This window comes from Rhizobium sp. RU20A (assembly GCF_900155885.1).
Classification (GTDB): domain Bacteria; phylum Pseudomonadota; class Alphaproteobacteria; order Rhizobiales; family Rhizobiaceae; genus RU20A.
This window is the reverse complement of record NZ_FTMB01000003.1, coordinates 281,336-302,870: the sequence shown is the minus strand read 5'-3', so window position 1 is coordinate 302,870 and position 21,535 is coordinate 281,336. Positions and strand designations below refer to the sequence as shown.

Annotated in this window: 20 protein-coding genes; 10 read left to right on the top strand and 10 right to left on the bottom strand. The window is 64.0% G+C overall.

From position 1 onward, the window contains the following. The first annotated feature begins 129 nt into the window (after nt 1-129). The 3 genes from F3H41_RS11920 (at nt 130) to F3H41_RS11910 (ending at nt 2,823) form a co-directional block, all read left to right on the top strand. Nucleotides 130-1,524, top strand: coding sequence for a M17 family metallopeptidase (locus tag F3H41_RS11920; RefSeq protein ID WP_149738890.1), 1,395 nt, complete (start codon nt 130-132; stop codon nt 1,522-1,524). 90 nt (nt 1,525-1,614) lie between these two features. Beyond that, nucleotides 1,615-1,965, top strand: a complete 351-nt coding sequence (locus tag F3H41_RS11915) for a MarR family winged helix-turn-helix transcriptional regulator (RefSeq protein WP_149738889.1) — start codon at nt 1,615-1,617, stop codon at nt 1,963-1,965. Between the two features lie 3 nt (nt 1,966-1,968). Then, on the top strand, nt 1,969-2,823 hold the full coding sequence (locus F3H41_RS11910; protein WP_149738888.1) for an NlpC/P60 family protein: 855 nt from the start codon (nt 1,969-1,971) through the stop codon (nt 2,821-2,823). Nucleotides 2,824-2,825: 2 nt separating this feature from the next. Here F3H41_RS11910 and F3H41_RS11905 read toward each other — a convergent pair whose 3' ends face one another. From F3H41_RS11905 to F3H41_RS11885, 5 genes are all read right to left on the bottom strand, one after another. Beyond that, nucleotides 2,826-3,785 carry a glyoxylate/hydroxypyruvate reductase A gene (locus tag F3H41_RS11905; protein WP_149738887.1) on the bottom strand — a complete coding sequence of 320 codons (960 nt, stop codon included), beginning with the start codon at nt 3,783-3,785 and terminating at the stop codon, nt 2,826-2,828. Nucleotides 3,786-3,797: 12 nt separating this feature from the next. Beyond that, a complete protein-coding gene (locus F3H41_RS11900; protein ID WP_244616175.1) occupies nt 3,798-5,447 on the bottom strand; it encodes an ABC transporter ATP-binding protein in 1,650 nt (549 codons plus the stop codon). Beyond that, nucleotides 5,444-6,589: an ABC transporter permease gene (locus F3H41_RS11895; protein WP_149738886.1), complete on the bottom strand. Its 1,146-nt coding sequence runs from the start codon at nt 6,587-6,589 to the stop codon at nt 5,444-5,446. Before F3H41_RS11895 ends, F3H41_RS11900 begins: the two co-directional genes overlap by 4 nt. Next, entirely contained in the window at nt 6,589-7,677 is a 1,089-nt protein-coding gene (locus F3H41_RS11890) for a microcin C ABC transporter permease YejB (RefSeq protein ID WP_149738885.1), read from the bottom strand. Before F3H41_RS11890 ends, F3H41_RS11895 begins: the two co-directional genes overlap by 1 nt. A gap of 163 nt (nt 7,678-7,840) precedes the next feature. Next, entirely contained in the window at nt 7,841-9,718 is a 1,878-nt protein-coding gene (locus F3H41_RS11885) for an extracellular solute-binding protein (protein WP_149738884.1), read from the bottom strand. Between the two features lie 232 nt (nt 9,719-9,950). Between F3H41_RS11885 and mepA the strand changes: the two genes are divergently transcribed. The 6 genes from mepA to F3H41_RS11855 all read left to right on the top strand — a co-directional run bounded on the left by mepA (nt 9,951) and on the right by F3H41_RS11855 (nt 16,046). Next, complete coding sequence (mepA, locus tag F3H41_RS11880) at nt 9,951-11,015, top strand: penicillin-insensitive murein endopeptidase (RefSeq protein ID WP_149738883.1); 1,065 nt, start codon at nt 9,951-9,953, stop codon at nt 11,013-11,015. A gap of 95 nt (nt 11,016-11,110) precedes the next feature. Continuing rightward, the gene (locus tag F3H41_RS11875; RefSeq protein ID WP_149738882.1) at nt 11,111-11,494 is read left to right on the top strand and encodes a methylglyoxal synthase; all 384 of its coding nucleotides are present in this window, start codon (nt 11,111-11,113) and stop codon (nt 11,492-11,494) included. 112 nt (nt 11,495-11,606) lie between these two features. Then, a complete protein-coding gene (locus tag F3H41_RS11870) occupies nt 11,607-12,626 on the top strand; it encodes a glucokinase (protein WP_149738881.1) in 1,020 nt (339 codons plus the stop codon). A gap of 118 nt (nt 12,627-12,744) precedes the next feature. Next, complete coding sequence (locus tag F3H41_RS11865; RefSeq protein ID WP_149738880.1) at nt 12,745-14,547, top strand: ABC transporter ATP-binding protein; 1,803 nt, start codon at nt 12,745-12,747, stop codon at nt 14,545-14,547. Beyond that, nucleotides 14,544-15,362, top strand: coding sequence for a 4-hydroxy-tetrahydrodipicolinate reductase (dapB, locus tag F3H41_RS11860; protein ID WP_149738879.1), 819 nt, complete (start codon nt 14,544-14,546; stop codon nt 15,360-15,362). Before F3H41_RS11865 ends, dapB begins: the two co-directional genes overlap by 4 nt. 48 nt (nt 15,363-15,410) lie before the next feature. Further along, nucleotides 15,411-16,046 carry a 2,3-bisphosphoglycerate-dependent phosphoglycerate mutase gene (locus F3H41_RS11855; protein WP_149738878.1) on the top strand — a complete coding sequence of 212 codons (636 nt, stop codon included), beginning with the start codon at nt 15,411-15,413 and terminating at the stop codon, nt 16,044-16,046. A 208-nt stretch (nt 16,047-16,254) separates the two neighbouring features. Here F3H41_RS11855 and F3H41_RS11850 read toward each other — a convergent pair whose 3' ends face one another. Together F3H41_RS11850 and F3H41_RS11845 are read right to left on the bottom strand one after the other, a co-directional pair. After that, nucleotides 16,255-17,130: a bifunctional helix-turn-helix domain-containing protein/methylated-DNA--[protein]-cysteine S-methyltransferase gene (locus F3H41_RS11850; RefSeq protein WP_149738877.1), complete on the bottom strand. Its 876-nt coding sequence runs from the start codon at nt 17,128-17,130 to the stop codon at nt 16,255-16,257. An 85-nt stretch (nt 17,131-17,215) separates the two neighbouring features. Continuing rightward, nucleotides 17,216-17,710: a DUF2244 domain-containing protein gene (locus F3H41_RS11845; RefSeq protein ID WP_149738876.1), complete on the bottom strand. Its 495-nt coding sequence runs from the start codon at nt 17,708-17,710 to the stop codon at nt 17,216-17,218. 45 nt (nt 17,711-17,755) lie between these two features. Between F3H41_RS11845 and nth the strand changes: the two genes are divergently transcribed. Beyond that, nucleotides 17,756-18,511: an endonuclease III gene (gene nth, locus F3H41_RS11840; protein ID WP_244616174.1), complete on the top strand. Its 756-nt coding sequence runs from the start codon at nt 17,756-17,758 to the stop codon at nt 18,509-18,511. Here the strand turns inward: nth and F3H41_RS11835 are convergent. From F3H41_RS11835 to F3H41_RS11825, 3 genes are read right to left on the bottom strand one after another with little or no spacing between them, the layout of a single operon-like run. Next, nucleotides 18,501-19,778, bottom strand: coding sequence for an L-fuconate dehydratase (locus tag F3H41_RS11835; RefSeq protein WP_149738874.1), 1,278 nt, complete (start codon nt 19,776-19,778; stop codon nt 18,501-18,503). The two genes, nth and F3H41_RS11835, sit on opposite strands and share 11 nt — an antisense overlap. A gap of 32 nt (nt 19,779-19,810) precedes the next feature. Beyond that, nucleotides 19,811-20,653 (bottom strand): fumarylacetoacetate hydrolase family protein, encoded by an 843-nt coding sequence (locus tag F3H41_RS11830; RefSeq protein WP_149738873.1) that lies wholly within the window; start codon nt 20,651-20,653, stop codon nt 19,811-19,813. A gap of 27 nt (nt 20,654-20,680) precedes the next feature. Then, nucleotides 20,681-21,415 carry an SDR family oxidoreductase gene (locus F3H41_RS11825; RefSeq protein ID WP_149738872.1) on the bottom strand — a complete coding sequence of 245 codons (735 nt, stop codon included), beginning with the start codon at nt 21,413-21,415 and terminating at the stop codon, nt 20,681-20,683. Nucleotides 21,416-21,535 lie beyond the last annotated feature (120 nt).

The following is a 21,535-nucleotide window of genomic DNA, read 5'->3' as shown; positions in this document are numbered from 1 at the left end:
GCCGCACTTCGCAGGAACTTGATCGGCGCAATCTTCGCTCCAGCAATAATCTGTTAACCCTAACAGAGCGTTAATGGGCCGCCGGCGAGAGCAGGATCTGCCGGTGCAGAAAAGACAGGATCCCGTTCAATGACCCCCTTCCAGTTTATCGCGCGCCCCACGCCGTTTGACGCCGGCGGCGCCGGCACCTTGCCCGTCTTTGCCGTGACGCCCCATGATATCGAGGCCGGCAATATCGATCCCATTGCGCTCGACTGGGCGCGAAAGGCCGGCTTCAAGGCCGAAAGCGGCGCTGTCCTGCCGGTCCCGGCACCCGATGGCCATCTGGGCGGCGCGCTGCTCGGTCTCGGCAGCCACCCGATGGAACTGCCCTTCCTTGCCGGCAAGCTCGCCCGCGCCCTGCCGGCCGGCCGCTGGCATATCGAAACCGCGCCGCTTTCGGCCGATCACCTCGCGCTCGGCTACGGTCTCGGTGCCTACCGCTTCGAACGCTACAAGAAGGCGACGACCGCGCCGCCGACGCTCGCCATTCCCTCCGATGCCGATGCGACCGACATCAAGCGACAGATCGCCGGCATCTATCTCGCGCGCGATCTCATCAACACGCCCACCAACGACATGGGCCCTTCCGATCTCGAGGCCGTCTTCCGGGCGCTGGCCGCCCACTACAAGGCCGAGGTCTCAGTCGTTTCCGGCGAAGAGCTGCTGGAAAAGAACTTCCCGCTGATCCACACGGTCGGCCGCGCCAGCACCGATGCGCCGCGGCTTCTCGAAATGCGCTGGGGCAAGAAGGGCCACCCGAAGATTACGCTGGTTGGCAAGGGCGTCTGCTTCGACACCGGCGGCCTCGACATCAAGCCGTCCGCCTCAATGCTGCTGATGAAGAAGGACATGGGCGGCGCGGCCAACGTCATGGGCCTGGCGCTGATGATCATGGATGCGAAGCTGAAGGTCGACCTGCGTGTTCTCGTGCCTGCCGTCGAAAATTCCATCGCCGGCAATGCATTCCGCCCCGGCGACATCTACATCTCCCGCAAGGGCCTGACGGTGCAGATCGACAACACAGATGCGGAAGGACGCCTCATCCTTGCCGATGCACTGGCCTATGCCGACGAGGAACCAACCGACCTGATGGTGGACATGGCGACGCTGACGGGCGCGGCCCGCGTGGCGCTCGGCCCGGATCTGCCGCCCTTCTTCACCGACGACGAGGATCTTGCGGCTAAGCTCGCTGAGGCGGGAGCTGCCGTGGACGATCCCCTGTGGCGCATGCCCCTCTACAAGGGCTATGAAAAGGACGTGTCGGCTCGCATCGCCGACCTGACCAACGCCCCCTCGGGCGGCATGGCCGGCGCCATCACGGCCGCGCTGTTCCTCAAGCGCTTCGTGACGCAGGCTCCGCGCTGGGTGCATTTCGACATCTTCGCCTGGTCGCAGAACGAGCGTCCCCATGCGCCTGTCGGCGGGGAGGCGCAGGCGATCCGTGCCCTATACCGCGTCATCCGGGACATGGCAAAGCGCTGAGCACGATCGAAACGCTTGCGTAACGATCTCGCTCTAGGCTCTATGGATAAGGGCCCGGAGCGGGTCGGTCGGCAGGTGGAGCTTAAGGTCATGGCAGTGGAGATGACGCCGTCACAGGCTCTCGGCCTCTGGCATGCCGTGTCGCTCGAGCAGGTGCGGGCCGAAAGCAACGACCTCAGCTTGCGCCAGATGGCGATCCTCCTGCATATCTACCTCGTCCCGCCGCCGCATACGGTGCGGGCGCTTGCCGCCACGCTCGGCGTGACCAAGCCCGTCATCACCCGCGCGCTCGACAGCATGGGCGCACTCGGCCTTGTCGATCGCGTCAGGGATGAGAAGGACCGGCGCAATGTTGTCATCAAGCGCACCCTTAAGGGCGCGCTCTATCTCGAACGGCTCGGCGATCGCATCATCGATCGGGGCCGCCAGCTTCCGGTGTGACCCATGACCAGCCTGCCTGACAGCCGCCTCAATGCTTACCGCCCCGATCTTGCCGAAACGGCGCTGAAGGGCGTGGTGGCGGCGGAGCGCTATACCGACGGCAGGACGGCAAGCATCGCCCTGCCGGTGGTGGATCTGAGGCCGCGCCCTGATGCAACTGTTGGCATCGACACACAGCTTCTGCTCGGCGAACCCGTGACGGTGCTCGATCGCGCCGGGGGCTGGGCCTGGGTCAAATCCGGCCTCGACGCCTATGTCGGCTATCTCCCGGAAACCGCGATCGATGCCGACGTGCCGAGCCCGACCCATATCGTCACGGCGCCGCGCAGCTTCGTTTATTCCGGGGCCGACCTTCGCTTTCCCATGCGTCGGGCGCTGTCCATGGGCGCGCGCCTTGTCGTGACGGGCGAGGCGGAAACGCGCGGCACCCGATATCTTCTGCTGGCAGGCGGCGAGGCCGTCATCGCCAACCATTGCGCACTGCTCGACACGGCCTTCGACGGCGACTATGTCGCCATCGCCGCCCGTTTTCTGGAAACGCCCTATCTCTGGGGCGGTCGCTCCGGCTTTGGCATCGACTGCTCCGGCCTCGTGCAGCTTGCAATGATGATGGCGGGCCGGCCGGCGCCGCGCGATTCCGACATGCAGGCGAAGGGTCTCGGCACGCCCATCGATCGCAGCGACCTTGCGCGCGGCGATCTCGTTTTCTGGAAGGGTCATGTGGCGATCGTCGAGGATCCCGATACCATCCTTCACGCCAACGGTCACACGATGAGCGTGGCCCGCGAAGGGCTCACCGCCGCGATCGAGCGCATCCGCTGGCTCTATGCGGAGCCGACCGGCTACCGCCGCCCCTGATGTCAGTAGCCGGCTTTTCGGTCCACCAGAGCTTCCAGCGGCTCGCCGGCCTCGTGGCGGGCGATCTGCCGTTCCACATGGGCAAACAGCGCTTTCACATCCGACGAAGCCGCCACATGCGGTGTCACATAGACGTTCGGCAGGGTCCAGAAGGGGCTGTCGGCGGCAAGCGGCTCCGTTTCGAAGACATCCAGCGAGGCAGCCTTCAGCGTGCCATCCTGAAGCGCCGTCAAAATGTCGGTCTCCACCTGGCTGCCGCCGCGCCCGGCATTGAGGAAAACGGGGCCGCCAAGCGGGCCGTTGCGCTTCAGCTTGCGGAAGAGGGCGAGATTGTAGAGCCCGCGCGTCTCCGCCGTCAGCGGCAGCAGGCCGACGAGCATGTCGGTGCGGGCGAGGAAATCATCCATCTCGCCACCGCCGAACGTTTCGATCCCCGCGACGGTCTTCCCGCTGCGCGACCAGCCGATGACGTTGAAGCCCATCACCCTTAGCTTGGTGACCGCATCCTGGCCGAGCACGCCAAGGCCCATGACGCCGACGGTGATGTCCGCCGCCTCGGGCTGGCTCAGGTCGCGCCACTCGCGGCGGGCCGCCTGCGCCTCATAGGTCGCATGCTGGCGCAGGTGCAGCAGGCAGTGCATCACCACCCACTCGCTCATCCGCGTCGTCAGGCTGCGGTCGATGAAGCGGACCAGGGGAACATCGGGCAGGCCCGGCAGGGTCAGCACGTGATCGACCCCGGCGCCACCGGAAAACAGGACTTTCAGATCCGGCGCGCGCGAAAAGAGATCGCGTGTCGGCTTCCACAGGACGGCGTAGTCGATGCCGGTCAGATCGCGTCCGGCATGCTCGGGGTCTGCGAGGTTGATCGTCTCACGATCCGCAAAGGCGGTTTGAAGCGCGGCGGTAACCTCTTCGGGAATGAATTTGAGGTCGATGATGACGGGCGATTTCCGGGACATGGCTGAACTCGGTTACTGCTGGATCTGGCCGGTCGGAACCGCCTCGATGTTGAAGGCCGCGGCCATCAGCGCGCGGGTATAGTCCTCGGCCGGAGCCGTGACGATCCGTTCCGTCGGCCCGTGTTCCACCACCTTGCCGAACCGCATGACGATGATGTCGTTGGCGAGCGCCCGGACGACCTTGAGATCGTGGCTGATGAAGAGATAGGCGAGATCGTGTTTGGCCTGCAGGTCGCGCAGCAGATCGACCACCTGCGCCTGCACGCTCATGTCGAGCGCCGAGGTCGGCTCGTCCAGCATCACGAAGGCAGGTTTCAGCACCATGGCGCGGGCAATGGCGATACGCTGCCGCTGGCCGCCGGAGAACTCATGCGGGTAGCGCCAGCGGGTTGCCGGTTCGAGCCCGACTTCCTCCAGCGCAGCGGCCACCCGCTTGTCCCGCTCGCCGGCCGACAACCCCGGCTCATGCACGCCGAGCCCTTCGCCGATGATGTCGGTGATCGGCATGCGGGGGCTCAGCGACCCGTAGGGATCCTGGAAGACGACCTGCATGCGCCGGCGCAGCGGCCGCATCTCGCCATGTCCGAAGCCGGCAATGTCCTGCCCAAGGAAGGCGATCCGCCCCTTGGAGCCGATGAGGCGCGTCAGCGCGAGCCCGAGCGTCGTTTTGCCCGAACCGGATTCACCGACGATGCCGAGCGTCTGGCCGGCCCGCAGCGTCAGGTCGATGCCATCGACCGCCTTGACGTGATCGACCGTGCGGCGAAGGAAGCCGGCGCGGATCGGGAACCAGACCTTGACGTCCTTGCCCTCGATCACCGTCGGGCGGGAAGGGTCGGAGGTAGGCGGTCGCCCGCGCGGCTCCGACGCCAGCAGGTGTTTCGTATAGGCATGCTGCGGATTGGCGAAGACCTCGGCAGTCGGTCCCGTCTCGACGATCTTGCCCTTGGTCATCACACAGACCCGGTCGGCGATCTTGCGCACGATGCCAAGGTCATGGGTGATGAACAGCATGGACATGCCGTGCTCGTCCTTCAGCCCCTTCAGAAGCGCCAGGATCTGTGCTTGCACGGTCACGTCCAGTGCCGTCGTCGGCTCATCCGCGATCAAGAGTTCCGGCCGGTTGGCGAGCGCCATGGCGATCATCACGCGCTGCCGTTGGCCGCCCGAAAGCTCATGCGGATAGGCGGCCAGTCGCTTTTCCGGCTCGCGGATGCCGACCTGATGGAGGAGTTCGAGCACGCGCTTGCGTGCTGCCTCGCCCTTCAGCCCCTGATGTAGCTCAAGGATTTCGCCGATCTGCCGCTCGATGGGGTGGAGCGGATTGAGCGAGGTCATCGGCTCCTGGAAGATCATCGTGATGTCGTTGCCGCGCACTTTGCGCAGGTCGGCATCCAACGCCCTCAGGAGGTCTTTGCCCTTGAAGAGGATCTCTCCGGCTGGGTAGCTGGCGGCCGGGTAGGGCAGGAGCTTGAGGATCGAATTGGCCGTGACCGACTTGCCGGAGCCCGATTCGCCGACAAGAGCGACGACCTCGCCCCGCCGGATGTCGAAGGACACGCCATCGACGGCCGTCGAGGTGCGCCCGCCCTGATGGAAGGCGACCGCGAGATTCCGGATCGACAGGAGAGGGGTCTCGGCACTCAACGGTTCTGGGCTCAACGGAAGGTCTTCCTTGGATCGAAGGCGTCGCGGGTCGCTTCACCCACGAAGATCAGCAGCGACAGCATCACCGACATCACCACGAAGGCGGTGAGGCCGAGCCAGGGTGCCTGCAGGTTGGACTTGCCCTGCGCGATCATTTCGCCAAGCGAGGGCGAGCCGGGCGGCATGCCGAAGCCGAGGAAATCGAGCGAGGTCAGCGTGGTGATCGAGCCGGAGAGAATGAAGGGCAGGAAGGTCAGCGTCGCAACCATCGCATTGGGCAAAAGGTGGCGCCACATGATCGTCGCATTGCCGACGCCAAGCGCGCGCGCCGCGTTCACATACTCGAAATTGCGCGCCCGCAGGAATTCGGCGCGCACGACACCGACGAAGCCGACCCAGGAGAAGAGCAGCATGATGCCGAGCAGCACGAAGAAGCCGGGCGGCAGGATGGCGGCGATGATGAGCAGGATGTAGAGCACCGGCATCGACGACCAGATCTCGATGAAGCGCTGCATCAGAAGATCGGTCCAGCCGCCGAAATAGCCCTGCACCGCGCCGGCGCTGACGCCGACGATGGCGGAGGCGATGGTCAGCGCAAGGCCGAACAGCACGGAAATGCGGAAACCGTAGATCATCCGCGCCATCACGTCGCGCGCCTGATCGTCCGTGCCGAGCCAGTTGAGATTGCCGAGCACGCAGTTCGGATCCTCTGCGCCGCCGGCATAGCCGGAGCAGCGCTCCTCCTTGCTCATCAGCCAGAAGGGGGCCGTGGGGGCGGAATGTGGGATGTTGGAATTGACGGTGCCGTAGGAATAGCGGATCGGCGGCCAGATCATCCAGCCATTGGCGTTGATTTCGTCTCGGATGAAGTCGGAGCGGTAATCGGTCTGCGCCAGAAATCCGCCAAACTTCTCTTCCGGATAGTCGATCACCACCGGAAAGAGCATTTCGCCCTTGTAGGAGGCGACGAGCGGCCGGTCATTGGCGATGAATTCGGCGCAAAGGCTGAGCCCGAAGAGGACGAGGAAGATCCAGAGTGACCAGTAGCCGCGTCGGTTTGCCCGGAAATTCTGCCAGCGTCGCTGATTGACGGGCGAGCGCAGGCCGCGGCGCACGGGCGAGGCATCGGCGGGCGAAAGCGCGGTGGTGGTGGCCATCAGACATCCCTCCGCTCGAAATCGATGCGCGGATCGACCCAGGTATAGACGAGGTCCGAGAGAAGCCCCACGACGAGGCCCATCAGCGAGAAGATGTAGAGCGTGCCGAAAACGACCGGATAATCACGCTTGACGACCGCGTCATACCCAAGCCGCCCGAGGCCATCGAGCGAGAAGATATATTCGACCAGCAGCGACCCGGTAAAGAACGCCGAGATAAAGGCGCCGGGAAAGCCGGCGATGATGATCAGCATGGCATTGCGGAACACATGCCCATAGAGCACCTGCCGTTCGCCAAGGCCTTTAGCGCGGGCCGTGACCACATATTGCTTCTTGATCTCGTCGATGAAGGAATTCTTCGTCAAAAGTGTCGTTGTGGCAAAGGCCGACAGCAGCAGCGTGATCAGCGGCAGCGTCATATGCCAGAAATAGTCGAGGATCTTCTGCCACCAGGTCAGCTGGCTGAAATTGTCCGAGACGAGGCCGCGAAGCGGAAACCAGTCGAAGAAGGACCCGCCGGCAAAAACGACGATCAACAGGATGCCAAAGAGGAAACCCGGAACCGCATAGCCGACGATGATGATGCCGGAGGTCCACACGTCGAAAGTCGAGCCGTCGGACACCGCCTTCTTGATGCCGAGGGGAATGGAGATGGCATAGGAGAGAATGAGGATCCACACGCCAAGCGAGATGGACACCGGCATCTTCTCGAGGATCAGGTCTACCACCGAGGCATTGCGGAAGAAGCTCTCGCCGAAATCGAAGCGGGCATAATCCCACATCATCTTGCCGAAGCGCTCCAGCGGCGGCTTGTCGAAACCGAACTGCTGCTCGAGCCGCTTGATGAATTCGGGATCGAGGCCCTGCGCGCCGCGATATTTACCGGATTCCTCGCCCGCCCCGCTGTCGAAGCCGATATCATTGCCGGTGCCGGAAAGCCGGTCGCCGGAACTCTGGCCCGAGAGATCGGAAATCACTTGCTCGACCGGACCGCCCGGCGCGAATTGCACGATGATGAAGGATATCGCCATGATGCCGATCAGCGTCGGGATCATCAAAAGCAGGCGTCTGAGGATATAGGCTGCCATCTAGCGCCCGCCTCCGGGCAGTCCTGCCCCGGCCGTCCCCGTCGAGAATGTCACGCCGATCCGTTCCCCGTTCTTTCGGGTCCGCCGACGACGCGGCGGACTTCGTTGATTCGTCATGAATAGCCTTTGATGGCGCGTTTTTCCATTGTCGCGCGAAAGACGCTCAGGGGGTGGGGGCCGGATCGACCCACCAGATGCTCGGAAAACCTGTCGAATATTCCGGCAGCGGTGTCGGATAGCGCAAGGTCGAGGTGTAGGCGATGCGCGAGGAGCGACTGGTATAGCTCGGAATGACGTAGTGATGGGCAAGCAAGACCCGGTCCAGCGCCTTGGTCGCCGCAATGAGGTCATCGCGGTCCTTCGCAAAGATGATCTTGCGGATCAGCGCATCGATGCCGGGGTCGGAAATGCCGGCATAGTTTTGCGAGCCTTCGCGCTTGGCCGAGGCCGAGCCCCAATATTCGGTCTGTTCGTTGCCGGGGTTCAGCGACTGCGCCCAGCCGCTGTACAGGACGTCAAAGTCGCGCGAGCGCCAGCGATTGGTGAATTGCGAGGAATCGACGGTGCGGATGCGGGCCTCGACGCCGATCTTCCTCAGGTTCTGCGACCAGGGTAGCGCCACGCGTTCGATGGTCGGGCCGTCCAGCAGGATCTCGAAGGTGAAGGGCTCACCCGTCTTGGCATTGACCATGCGGTTGTTCTTCAGTTCGTATCCGGCCTCCCTGAAGAGCGCGATGGCCTTGCGCAGATTGTCGCGCTGCGCCTGCGGCGTTCCGCCAACGGGGTTCTGATAGGGCGTTGTGAAGACCTCCGGCGGCACCTGATCCTTGATGCTCTCCAGTACCTCCTTCTCCTTGCCTTCCGGCAGGCCCTTGGAGGCGAGTTCGGAGCCGAAGAAGTAGCTGTCGATCCGGTCATACTGATTGTAGAAGATCGTCCGCTTCAGCTCCTCGAAGTCGAAGGCATAGTTCAGCGCCTCGCGCACCCGCTCGTCCTGAAACTTCTCGCGGCGCAGATTGGGAATGAAGCCGACCAGAACGCCACTGTCGCGGTAGTCATTGTCCAGCACTTCGCGCTTCAATCGCCCGTCGTTCATGGCCGGGAAGTCGTAGGATGTCGCCCAGCGCTTGGCGGAATTATCCCACCAGAAGTCCGCGTTTCCGGAGCGAAAGGCCTCGAACGCAACGTCGAGATCGGCAAAGTAGGTGACCGTAATCGTCTCGAGGTTGTTCTGGCCGATGTTGACGGGCAAATCCTTGCCCCAATAATCATCGCGCCGCTCGTAGCGCAGTGTCGCCCCGGGTGAGGCCGCCGCGAGCTGATAGGGTCCCGATCCCATCGGCAGTTCGAGCGAGGTCTTGGAAATATCGCGTGCATTTCCCTTGGCGTCCTTGGCGGTCCACCAGTGTTTCGGGACGATGGTGAGGTCGCCGACAATCTGCGGAAGTTCGCGATTGCCCGTCTCGTTGAAGGTAAAGGTGATCTCGCGCTCGCCCGTTTTCTCAGCCTTTTCCACGTGCTGGTAGTAAAGCGCGATCTTCGGATCGTTCGCTTTGGCGGACTCGAAACTGAAGATGACATCGTCAGGGGTCACGGGCTGCCCATCCGCCCACCGGGCTTCCGGTCGAAGCCGGAATTTGACCCAGCCATAGTCTGCCGGATAGGCAATGGCTTCGGCGAGAAGGCCATAGGTCGAGGAAATCTCGTCCATGGACCGCTTCATCAGCGTTTCATAAACGAAGGTGGCGCCGCCGGCGGCGCCGAACGCAATCGGCGTTCCGATACCGGCAGCAATTTCGCCGCGCGCGACGAGGGGATTGTAGGTGTCGAAGGTACCGAGCCCCGTCAGCCTCAGCGTTCCGCCCTTCGGTGCATCCGGCTTGACGTAATCAAATCGCTGGAAGCCTTCCTGATACTTCGGCTCGCCGACCGTGGCCGTGCCGATCTTCCAGTCCGGTTCCGTCTCGGCTGAAAAGGCAGGTGCCGCAAGCGAGAGACAGAGCACAAGGCTGGCAAGGGGCCGCAGGCGGGCTTTGAGCATCAGGACGGATCCTTTCGGTTGGGCGGAGCGTGACGGGGCGCAGTCGCGCAGCAAAGACCGCCAGTCTAGGCGAATTCATGACCTCCGCCAGCGCCGCCGCCGCAAAACAGGCCAAATTTTCGGTGATCGGCTGTGGCTCAAGCCCGGCGCAACGCGTCTTGTCTACGCTGTTGCGCAGAAAGACGCGCCACGCTCACCATGGCACTGGCCGCTGGCGGCGCACGAGGACGACATGACGAAGACATGCAAACTCTGGGGCTCGCGCGCAGGCGCTCTGCTCTTCTCGGCCCTGACGCTGGTCGGCCTTCTGGAGCCGGTCACTGGCACGGCCCGTGCCGCCGAACAGACGCCGGCCAAGGAGCTCTTCGGTTCGATGAAGCTCCCGGTGCGCGCCAATCCGACATCCTTCGGCTTTTATTCCAAGGGCTGCATCGCCGGTGCCGTCGCCATTCCGACGGATGGGCCGAACTGGCAGGCCATGCGCCTGTCGCGCAATCGCCGCTGGGGCCACCCGCAGATGATCTCGCTCATCGAGCAATTGTCGCGCGATGCCGTGACCAAGGCCAATTGGCCGGGTCTCCTGCTCGGCGATATCTCGCAGCCGCGCGGCGGACCGATGCTGTCGGGCCATGCCTCGCACCAGATCGGGCTCGATGCCGATATCTGGCTGACGCCCATGCCGCAGCGCACGCTGACGGCCGGCGAGCGCGAAAGCATCTCGGCGACCTCCATGCTGGACACGAAGAAATTCCTGACCATCAACGACAATGTCTGGAACGGCAACCAGGCCAAATTGATCATGCTGGCGGCGAGCTATCCGCAGGTCGAACGCATCTTCGTCAATCCTGCCATCAAGAAGAAGCTTTGCGACACCTGGACGGGCGACCGCACCTTCATGGGCAAGGTGCGCCCGATCTACGGCCATGACTACCACTTCCATATCCGCATTTCCTGCCCGGCCGATTCCCCCAATTGCCGCAAGCAGGAGCCGGTGACGGCCGGGGATGGCTGCGACAAGTCGCTCGCCTGGTGGTTCACCGACGAGCCCTGGGCCAAGCCCAACAAGCCTAAGAACCAGACGCCGGTGAAGCCGCGCCAGACCACCCTGGATGATCTGCCCAAGGCCTGCCGTGCCGTGCTGGCGGGTGCGCCGGCGTCCGAGGCGGAATCGACGATGCGCACGGCCTTTACCGCACCTGCCCCGGCTGCCGATGGCGTTGAAGCCGTGATCCGCGCCACTGAGGGGGATGGACCCTCCCCAATCCCCGTGCCCGTTCCGCGCCCCGGCCTGCAGTGAGACGGCTTCCCATTTTCCGCGCGCTGGGTTAAAGCGGTTTCAAATCGATTGAAAAGTCGAGCTGAGATCGCCTGTCACCGGAGCGGAGAAGCGTGATGACCCGGCCGAAATGCGTGGCCCTGATTGCCCATGATCTGAAGAAGGACGACATGGCGGCCTTCGCCAAGGCCCATGAGTCGGTACTCTCGGGCATGAAGATCGTTGCGACCGGCACCACCGGCGGCCGCGTGCTCGACATGTGCCCGACGCTTGACGTGACGCGGCTCAAAAGCGGGCCGCTTGGCGGCGACCAGCAGATCGGTGCCCTGATCGCGACGGGCGAGATCGATATCCTCATCTTCTTCGTCGATCCACTGACCGCCATGCCGCATGACGTGGATGTCAAGGCGCTGATGCGGCTTGCGATCGTCTATGACATTCCGATGGCGCTCAATCAGGCGACGGCCGAAGAGTTGATTGCTTTCCAGCGCGCATTATAACCGTCATCAGACGCTCGATCTGGCGCCTGAACCCGCCGGCGCAGCCATAGCTTTATGTCCAACGTCGGCGCGCCATCCTCCCGCCAGGCCGCCGGTTCCAGAAAGATCCGCAATGGTCCACGAGCTTTCCAGCACCCTGTCCTTTCCGGTCCTGATCGGCGACATCGGCGGCACCAATGCCCGCTTCGCATTGTTGACGGACGCCTTTGCCGAGCGACGGGAATTTCCCGTCGTCCAGACGGCGGATTTCCCCTCGATCGATGCGGCGATCCAGGAAACGGTGCTCGACAAGACTTCTGTGCAGCCTCGCACGGCCATCCTTGCCGTTGCCGGACCCATCCAGGGCGATGAAATTCCGCTGACCAATGCCGGCTGGGTCATTCGCCCCAAGTCGCTGATCGGCGAGCTCGGCTTTGAAAGCGTGGTGGTCATCAACGATTTCGAGGCGCAGGCCCTTGCCGTCGCCTCGCTCTCGGCAGAAGACCGCGAGCAGATCGGTCCCGGCGCCATCCGTCCGGCCGCCTCGCGCGTCGTGCTCGGTCCGGGCACCGGTCTTGGCGTCGCCGGCCTTCTGCACGCCCAGCACACCTGGTTCCCCGTGCCCGGCGAAGGCGGCCATGTGGATATCGGCCCGCGCTCGGAAAGGGACTACGAAATCTGGCCCTATATCGAACGGCTGGACGGGCGCGTCTCCGGCGAGCAGCTGCTGTGCGGGCGCGGTATCATGCATATCTACAATGCCATCTGCGCTGCAGGCCGCAAGGAGGCAGCGCTGGAGACTCCGGCCGACGTCACCTCGGCGGCTCTTGCTGGCAAGGACCCGCAGGCGGTGGAGACGGTGTCCCTCTTCGCCACCTATCTCGGGCGCCTTGCAGGCGACATGGCGATGATCTTCATGGCGCGTGGCGGCGTCTTCCTTGCCGGCGGCATCTCGGTGAAGATCCTGCCGGCCCTCAAGCGGCCGGAATTCCGCAAGGCCTTCGAGGACAAGGCGCCGCATTCGGCGCTCTTGGCCACCATTCCGACCTTCGTCGTCACCCATCCCATGGCCGCGCTCGCGGGCCTTGCGGCCTTTGCCCGCGCCCCGCAGCATTTCGGTGTTGCAACTGAGGGACGCTTCTGGAGAAGTTGATCCACCCGGTGGCGCTAAGGACTCGCCAAGCTCAAAACCAGCGCCTATAGAGCGGCAAGGGTCGAATTCGGGTCGTTTTGCCCGTACCGAAGGCCATTTGTTGAAAGCCACCGGAAGAATGCAGCAGAAGCACCTCGACACCGATACGGTGACCAGCGTTCTCAAGCGTGTCATCGCGGAAAACGCACGGGACCATCTGCGCGGCTATGCGTTTGCCATTGCCGCCCTGATCATCATCGCGGCTTCTACGGCCTTTACCGCCTGGATCATGGAATCCGTCGTCAACGAAGCTTTCGCCAATAAGCGCGCCGACATGGTGCTGCTAATCTGCGGCGGCATCTTCATTGCCTTCGTCGTCCGCGGCTTTGCGACCTATGCCCAGACGGTCCAGCTCTCAAAGATCGGCAACAATATCGTCGCCCGCTACCAGAGCCGTCTCTACACCCATCTGATGGCCCTGAATGTCGGCTATTACAACAGCACTCGCTCGGCGCAACTCGCCGCCCAGATCAGCCAGAACGTCACCGGCATCCGCGATGTGCTGAACCTGACGGTCACCTCGATTGCCCGCGACCTCCTGACGCTTGTGGCCCTGATCGGCGTGATGATCAGCAAGGACTGGCTCCTGACGATCATCGTCTTCGTCATTGCCCCGCCGTTGATCATCGGCCTGCGCTATGTTTCGCGCCGCCTGCGCTCCGCCACACGCGAAGCGGTGGAAATCAACAGCCGCGTGCTGGGCGCCATGCAGGAAACCATCCAGGGCATCACCATCGTCAAGGCCTTCACGATGGAAGAAGAGTTGCGGCGCAAGGTGACGAGTATCATCGACTACGCCGAAAACCGCGCCAATCGCATCGCTCGCCTCAGCGAACGCACCGCGCCGATGACGGAAACCTTTGCGGGCCTCGCCATCTCCAGCGTGCTCGCCTATGCGGCATTCCGGTCCATCTATGCCGGCGTGCAGCCGGGTGCCTTCTTCGCCTTCGTCACCGCACTGCTGATGGCCTATGATCCGGCCCGGCGTCTCGCCCGCCTTCAGGTTCAGCTGGAACGCGCCGTCGTCAACGCGCGGATGATATACGAAATCCTTGACACCGAGCCGCTGCATCGCGACCGGACGGACGCCAAGGCACTGGAACTGACGACCGCCGAGGTCGAGTTCCGCAACGTTACCTTCTCCTATGCCAACAGCGAGCAGGTTCTGCGCGGGGTCAGCTTCGTCGCCGAGGGGGGCAAGACGACGGCGCTGGTCGGGCCTTCCGGCGCCGGCAAGTCCACCGTCATCAGCCTCATCCCACGTTTTTACGATCCCATGGGCGGGGAAATCCTGATCGACGGGCAGGATATTACCGAGGTCACCAAGGACTCGTTGCGGCGCGGCCTCGCCTATGTCTCACAGCAACCCTATCTGTTTGAAGGCACGATCCGCGACAACATCCGCTATGGCCGGCCCGAGGCGAGCGATGCGGAGGTGGAGGAGGCAGCGCGGCTGGCATTTGCGCACGACTTCATCCTCGCCCAGCCCCAAGGCTATGATACGCCCGTCGGCGAACATGGCTCGACCCTCTCTGGCGGTCAGCGCCAGCGCCTCTCGATCGCCCGCGCGCTTGTGCGCCGCGCGCCGATCCTGCTGCTGGACGAAGCCACCTCGGCGCTCGACACCGAATCCGAAGCCGCCGTGCAGAAGGCGCTCGATGCGGCGATGAAGGGCCGCACCGTGATCGTGATCGCCCATCGCCTCTCCACCATCATCAAGGCGGACAAGATCGTCGTCATGCGCGATGGCCTCGTGGTCGAGGAAGGCACGCATGAGGAGCTTGCGCGCCAGCCGGGCGGTCTTTACGCTCGCCTCAACAATCTTCAGGGACAGTCGCCGGCTGCAGGCGATCTCCCGTCCGAAGGAAGCATCACGCCATGACCGCACCGGATATGAAGCTCGTCGTTGTCGGCGCCGCCGGCCGCATGGGCCAGACGCTGATCCGCACCATTGCGGCCATGCCGGGCGTGACCCTGCATGCCGCCGTCGAGCGTGAAGGCTCGCCCTTCGTCGGCAAGGATGCGGGTATCCTTGCCGGGCTCGGTGAAAACGGCGTTGCCATCACCGATCGCCCGCTGGAAGCCTTCGTCGAAGCCGAAGGCGTGCTGGACTTCACTGCGCCGGCCGCCTCCGTCGCCTTTTCCGAACTCGCGGCCCAGGCCCGCATCGTGCATGTCATCGGCACCACCGGCTGCGGCGCCGAGCATGAGGCGGCCTTCAGAGCAGCCGCCCGGCACGCGCGCATCGTCAAATCCGGCAATATGAGCCTCGGCGTCAATCTGCTCGGCGTCCTCACGCAGCAGGCCGCCCGTGCCCTTCCCGCCGACGCCTGGGATATCGAGATCGTCGAGATGCATCACCGCCACAAGGTCGATGCCCCCTCAGGCACCGCCCTTTTGCTCGGCGAGGCCGCCGCGAAGGGACGCGCCATTGCGCTCGCCGACCATTCGGTGCGCGTGCGCGACGGACACACCGGCCCGCGCGAGGCCGGCACGATCGGCTTTGCGACGCTACGCGGCGGCTCGGTCATCGGCGAACACTCCGTGCTCCTGGCCGGCGAGGGCGAGATTGTGACGCTCTCCCACAGCGCCACCGACCGTTCCATCTTCGCCCGCGGCGCCGTCACGGCAGCCCTGTGGGCACGGGGGGCAAAGCCCGGTTTCTATTCGATGCTCGACGTGCTCGGGCTCGCCTGACCCCATCCCGGTTGTTCAGACCGGACCCAACAGCCAGAGGAAGCAGACATGAGCGGAACCCTTGTCCTAGTCCGTCACGGACAGAGTGAATGGAACCTGAAGAACCTCTTCACCGGCTGGCGGGACCCGGATCTGACCGATCTGGGCGTGACCGAAGCCACTGCCGGCGCCAAGGCGCTCGCCGATTACGGCATCCAGTTCGACATCGCCTTCACCTCCGACCTGAAGCGCGCCCAGCGCACGTGCCAGATCATCCTCGACGGCGTCGGCCAGTCCGGCCTCAAGACGATCCGCAACCAGGCCCTCAACGAGCGCGACTACGGCGATCTCTCCGGCCTCAACAAGGATGATGCGCGCGCCAAGTGGGGTGAGGAGCAGGTGCATGTCTGGCGCCGGTCCTACGACGTCCCGCCGCCGGGCGGCGAAAGCCTGAAGGATACGGGCGCCCGCGTCTGGCCCTATTACATGACGGAAATCCTGCCGCGCGTTCTCGCCGGCCAGAAGGTGCTCGTTGCTGCCCACGGCAACTCGCTGCGCTCGCTGCTGATGGTTCTCGACCGCCTTGACCGCGAACAGATCCTCTCGGTCAACCTCGCGACAGGCGTTCCCATGGTCTACAAGCTGAAGGCCGACTCCACCGTCGCGTCCAAGGACGTTCTCGGCGACATGTCCGGTGCGCACTGAGCGCTGACGATAGATTGAGGTGAGGGGGAAGCGCGGCGACTCGTGGTCGTGCGCCCCTCATCTGCCGCGCCGACATCTTCTCCCCGAGGGGAGAAGAGCCCACGCCGTGAGCGCAGGCCTTCATGATGCCGATGCCTGGGGCACTGTTCTCCTCTCCCCTTGTGGAGAGTGCAGGGTGAGGGGGATTTGCTCCGAGCACTACGCAGTCCTACCCAGCTTGCGCCGTCTCCCAGCCCAAGATCGCCCGCTTGCGCGTCAATCCCCAATGATACCCTGTCAGCGCGCCGGATTTTCCGAGCGCCCTGTGGCAGGGGACGACGAAAGAGATGGGATTGCGGCCGACGGCTGCACCCACCGCACGGGAGGCCGTGGGCTGGCCGATATCGCAGGCGATATCGGAATAGGTGACAGCCCTGCCGAACGGGATTTTCAACAGCGCCTGCCAGACGCGGACCTGGAAATCCGAACCGATCAGGACGACGCGCAGCGGCTCCTCTGCCCGCCAGCGTTCCGGGTGGAAAACGCGGGAGGCGTAAGGGGCTGTGGCGGGTTGATCCTCGACGAAGCGCGCATTCGGCCAGCGGATCGCCATGTCCTCGAAGGCTGCCTGCTCGCCGCCCTGATCGGCGAAGGCGAGCCCCGCGAGCCCGCGATCGGTTGCCATGACGACGGCGATGCCGAAGGGGGAATCGTGGAAGCCGTAGCGGATCGTGAGGCCCGCGCCGCGCGCTTTCCATTCGCCCGGCGACATGGCCTCGTGTGTCACGAAGAGATCGTGCAGTCTTCCCGGACCCGAGAGGCCGAGTTCGAAACTCGTTTCAAGCAGCGGCAGGTTCTCGTCACGCATCAGCCGTCTGGCATGATCCAGCGTCACCGCCTGCAGGAAAGCCTTGGGCGACAGGCCTGCCCAGCGCGTGAAGGTCTTCTGCAGTTGCGTCGCAGACAGACCGAGCTCGGTGGCGAGATCGTCAAGCTGCGGCTGGGTGCGGTAATCCTCCGTCAGCCGCTCGATCACCCGGCGCACGACCTCGTAGTCGGCACCGGCAGGCGTGATTTCGGCTTCGATGATGGGAACGATGGTCATGGCGGTCTCTGCTTCGTCTGTGATCGGGGACCAGCAGACACCAAAGCCGGAGGTCGTGCCACCCGAAACCTGCTGCGGTCAGGGTCTACCGCTTCACGGTCGCGAGCGCGCCGGAAAAGGCCTTGGCGAAACTCTCCCGGTCATCGGCGTTGAGGAAGGAGCCGACATCGGTGCTGCGGCCCTGCCCGGAAACCGACATGGACACGATTCCGATTTCCGTGTGGCGGTTCACCTTGAAGCGGGTCCAGAAGGGAACGAATCGATGCTCGGTCACGCGGCCGGCCGGCGAAATCTTGCGGATCGACAGATCCGTGCGCGACAGGCTGACCTCCTCGCGGGCGCGGGCAGCACGATAGGAAAGCCAGAAGGCACCGTAGAGCAGCAGGAAATCGAGCCCAAAGAAGAACACGACAGGCCAGGCGCCGAGCCCGAAGAAGATGAAGAGATGGATCGCGGTCAGCGCGCCGGCAATAGCGAAGAAGACCGTGTAGCCACGCTGGCCGAGCGAGCGATAGGGCGTGAGCTCGGCCTGAAAGACCGGCACCTCGTTGACGGTGATCTCTCCATTGCGCTCGTCCATGGGCGACGACTATAGGTGACATCAGGAAAACGGGAAGATGAAAAATTGACGACGGTCAGAAAGTCGCAATCCACGCCCCGCAAGCGGGTCCGCAGCGCCTATTCGAAGGACGAGATCGCGGAGATCTTCCGCCGTTTCTCCATCCAGCGGCCGGAGCCGAAGGGCGAGCTGGAACACGTCAATCCCTTCACGCTCGTCGTGGCCGTGGCGCTGTCGGCGCAGGCGACCGATGCCGGCGTCAACAAGGCGACACGCGCGCTCTTTGTCGTCGCCGATACGCCGGAAAAGATGCTGGCACTCGGTGAGGACAAGGTCCGCGATTACATCAAGACCATCGGCCTCTTTCGCAACAAGGCCAGGAACGTGATTGCGCTGAGTGAGAAGCTGGTCCGCGATTTTGGCGGCGAGGTGCCGCAGACGCGCGAGGAGCTGGTGACGCTGCCGGGGGTCGGCCGCAAGACCGCAAATGTCGTGCTCTCCATGGCCTTCGGCCAGGCCACCATGGCGGTCGATACGCACATCTTCCGTATCGCCAACCGCCTGAAGCTGGCGCCCGGCAAGACGCCTGATGAGGTGGAACAGGCGTTGCTCAAGGTCATTCCCGACCTCTACCTCTTCCACGCCCATCACTGGCTGATCCTGCACGGCCGCTACGTCTGCAAGGCCCGCAAGCCGGACTGTCCGAACTGCGTGATCGCCGACATCTGCAAATCGCCGGAAAAGACCGTGGATGTCCCGGCGCCACTCGTGCCTTGGGAAGGTATCGGCACGGAAGTGACGGGAGATGCCGTCAGCCCCTGAAGGTGTTGGCGGCAATCGATTCCGGCTTCATCTCGATCGAAAAGCCGGGAAGGCGCGGCGGCATATAGGCGGCATTCTCGATCCGGCAGGGATCGATGAAATGTTCGTGCAGGTGATCGACATATTCGATCACCCGGCCGTCCTTGGTGCCCGAGACCGCGACATAGTCGATCATTGAGAGGTGCTGGACATATTCGCACAGGCCGACGCCGCCGGCATGCGGCCAGACGGGCAGGTTAAATTTCGCCGCCATCAGCAGGACGCCGAGAACCTCGTTGAGGCCACCCATGCGGCAACTGTCGATCTGCACGATGTCGATCGCGCCATTGGCGATCATCTGCTTGAAGACGATGCGGTTCTGGCACATCTCGCCGGTCGCGACCTTCACCGGCGCCACGGCATCGCGGATCTTGCGGTGCCCGAAGACATCGTCGGGGCTGGTCGGCTCTTCGATGAAGAAGGGCTTGTAGATGGAAAGTTCCTTCACCCAGTCGATGGCCTGATCGACCTCCCAGACCTGATTGGCGTCGATCATCATGAAGCGATCCTCGCCGATCACCTCGCGGCATATGCGCAGGCGCCGCTTGTCGTCCTCGAGATCGCGACCAACCTTCATCTTGATATGGGTGAAGCCTTGGTCGACGGCCTCCTGCGCCAAGCGCCGCAGCTTCTCGTCACCATAGCCGAGCCAGCCGGCCGAGGTCGTGTAACAGGCATAGCCTTCGCGCTCGAGGATCGCCATCCGCTCGGCCTTGCCGGGCTCCGCCTTGCGCAGGATGTCGAGCGCCTCCTCCGGCGTCAGGGCGTCCGTGAGGTAGCGGAAATCGACGATCGAAACGATCTCTTCCGGGCTCATTTCCGCTACCAGCCGCCAGACGGGCTTGCCGGCCTGCTTGGCGAGCAGATCCCAGACCGCATTGACGACGGCGCCGGTGGCCAGATGCATGGCACCCTTGTCGGGGCCGATCCAGCGCAACTGGCTGTCGCTGGTGACATGACGCCAGAAACGACCGGGATTTTCGGCCACCCAGGCGAGATCAAGCCCGACCACGAGGTGTTTCATCGCACGGATCGCGGCGCAGCAGATGTCGTTGCCGCGCCCGATCGTGAAGGTGAGGCCATGGCCTTCCAGCCCAGGCGCATCCGTGCCGAGGATCACATAGGCCGCCGAGTAATCCGGATCCGGATTCATCGCATCCGATCCATCGAGGCTCGCCGAAGTCGGAAAGCGAAGGTCGATGGCGTCAAGGCTGGTGATCTTTGGCATGGTGCTCCCCCGGGCTGGTCTTGTCGGCGCTGTCAGGCGTCGTTGCGCAGCGTCTGCTTCTGCTGGCCAAGGCCGGCAATGCCGAGCTCGACCACGTCGCCCGCCTTGAGATAGCGCGGCGGCTTCTGGCCCATGCCGACGCCCGGCGGCGTGCCGGTGGAGATGATGTCACCCGGCTGCAGCGACATGAAACGGCTGAGATAGGAAACGAGGAAGGCGACGCCGTAGACCATGGTCCGGGTAGAGCCGTTCTGCATCGTCTCGCCGTTGACCTTCAGCCACATGTCGAGGGCTTGGGGATCGGCAACCTCGTCCTTGGTCACGAGGTAAGGGCCGATCGGGCCGAACGTGTCGGAGGACTTCCCCTTGGTCCACTGGCCCGCATGTTCCAGCTGGAAGGCGCGTTCCGACACGTCATGCACGACGCAGTAGCCAGCGACGTAATCGAGCGCCTCTTCTTCCGAGACATATTTTGCGGTCTTGCCGATGACGACACCGAGTTCGACTTCCCAGTCGGTCTTTTCAGAGCCGCGCGGGATCAGCACATCGTCATCCGGCCCGCAGATCGCCGAGGTTGCCTTCATGAAGATGACCGGCTCCGGCGGAACGGCCATGCCGCTTTCGGCGGCGTGGTCGGAATAGTTGAGGCCGATGCAGATGAACTTGCCGGTGCCGGCAACGCAGGGGCCGAAACGCCCGGCTTCAAGCTCCGGCAGGCTGGCCGGATCGAGCGCGGCGATGCGGGCAAGGCCTTCCGGCGAGATCGCCGCGCCGCCAATATCGGAAACATGGGCGGACAGGTCGCGCAGCTTGCCGTCCTTGTCGACGAGGGCGGGCTTTTCCTGGCAGGGAGGGCCGACACGGGTGAGCTTCATGGGAGGTGTCCTTTAAAAAACGGAAGATCAGATCGTCCAGCCGCCGTCGATGGCGTAGGCTTGGCCGGACGTGTAGGTGGCGCCGGCGAGATAGACGGCGAGATCGGCGATTTCCTCGGGCGTGCCGAGGCGGCCCATCGGCTGGCGCGCGATGAAAGCGGCACGGGCCGTGTCATAATCGCCCTGCGCCTTCATGCGGTCCTGCAAGGAGGGGCTTTCGACCGTGCCGGGGCAGATGGCGTTGCATCGAATCCCCTGTCCGACATAGTCCGCCGCGACCGACTTGGTGAGGCCGACGACGGCGGCCTTGGTGACGGTGTAGGCGCAGCGGTTCGGCACGCCCTTCACGCTGGAGGCGACGGAGGCCATGTTGATGATCGACCCGTCCTTCTTCTCCAGCATGGCCGGCAGCACGGCGCGGATGACGCGGATCATGGCGCGGACATTCAGGTCGAAGGCGAAGTCGAGGTCCTTGTCGGTCATTTCGAGAATGGAACCGGCATGCACGAAGCCCGCGCAGTTGAACAGCACGTCGAAGGGGCCGGTCTCGGAGACAACGCTCGCCACGGCCTCGTCCTTGAGAACGTCGAGGATGCGCGTCGTGATACCCGCTTCGCCATCGAGCGTCGCGAGCGCCGCTGCGTTGATGTCGGTAGCAACGACGGATGCGCCTGCACGCGCGAACGCCAAGGCGCTGGCACGGCCGATGCCCTGGCCGGCGGCGGTGACGAGCACGCGCTTGTTGGCGAGTGAAAGTGACATGGGTAACTCCTTCTGGCGGATAGCCGGCGGCGCGCCGCGTCTCACATGCAAAAAAGGGGTCGATCCCGGTTTGAGGTCGCCTCCTCGCGACCGCCAACTGGCGTCCTCCCCAAGACGCGA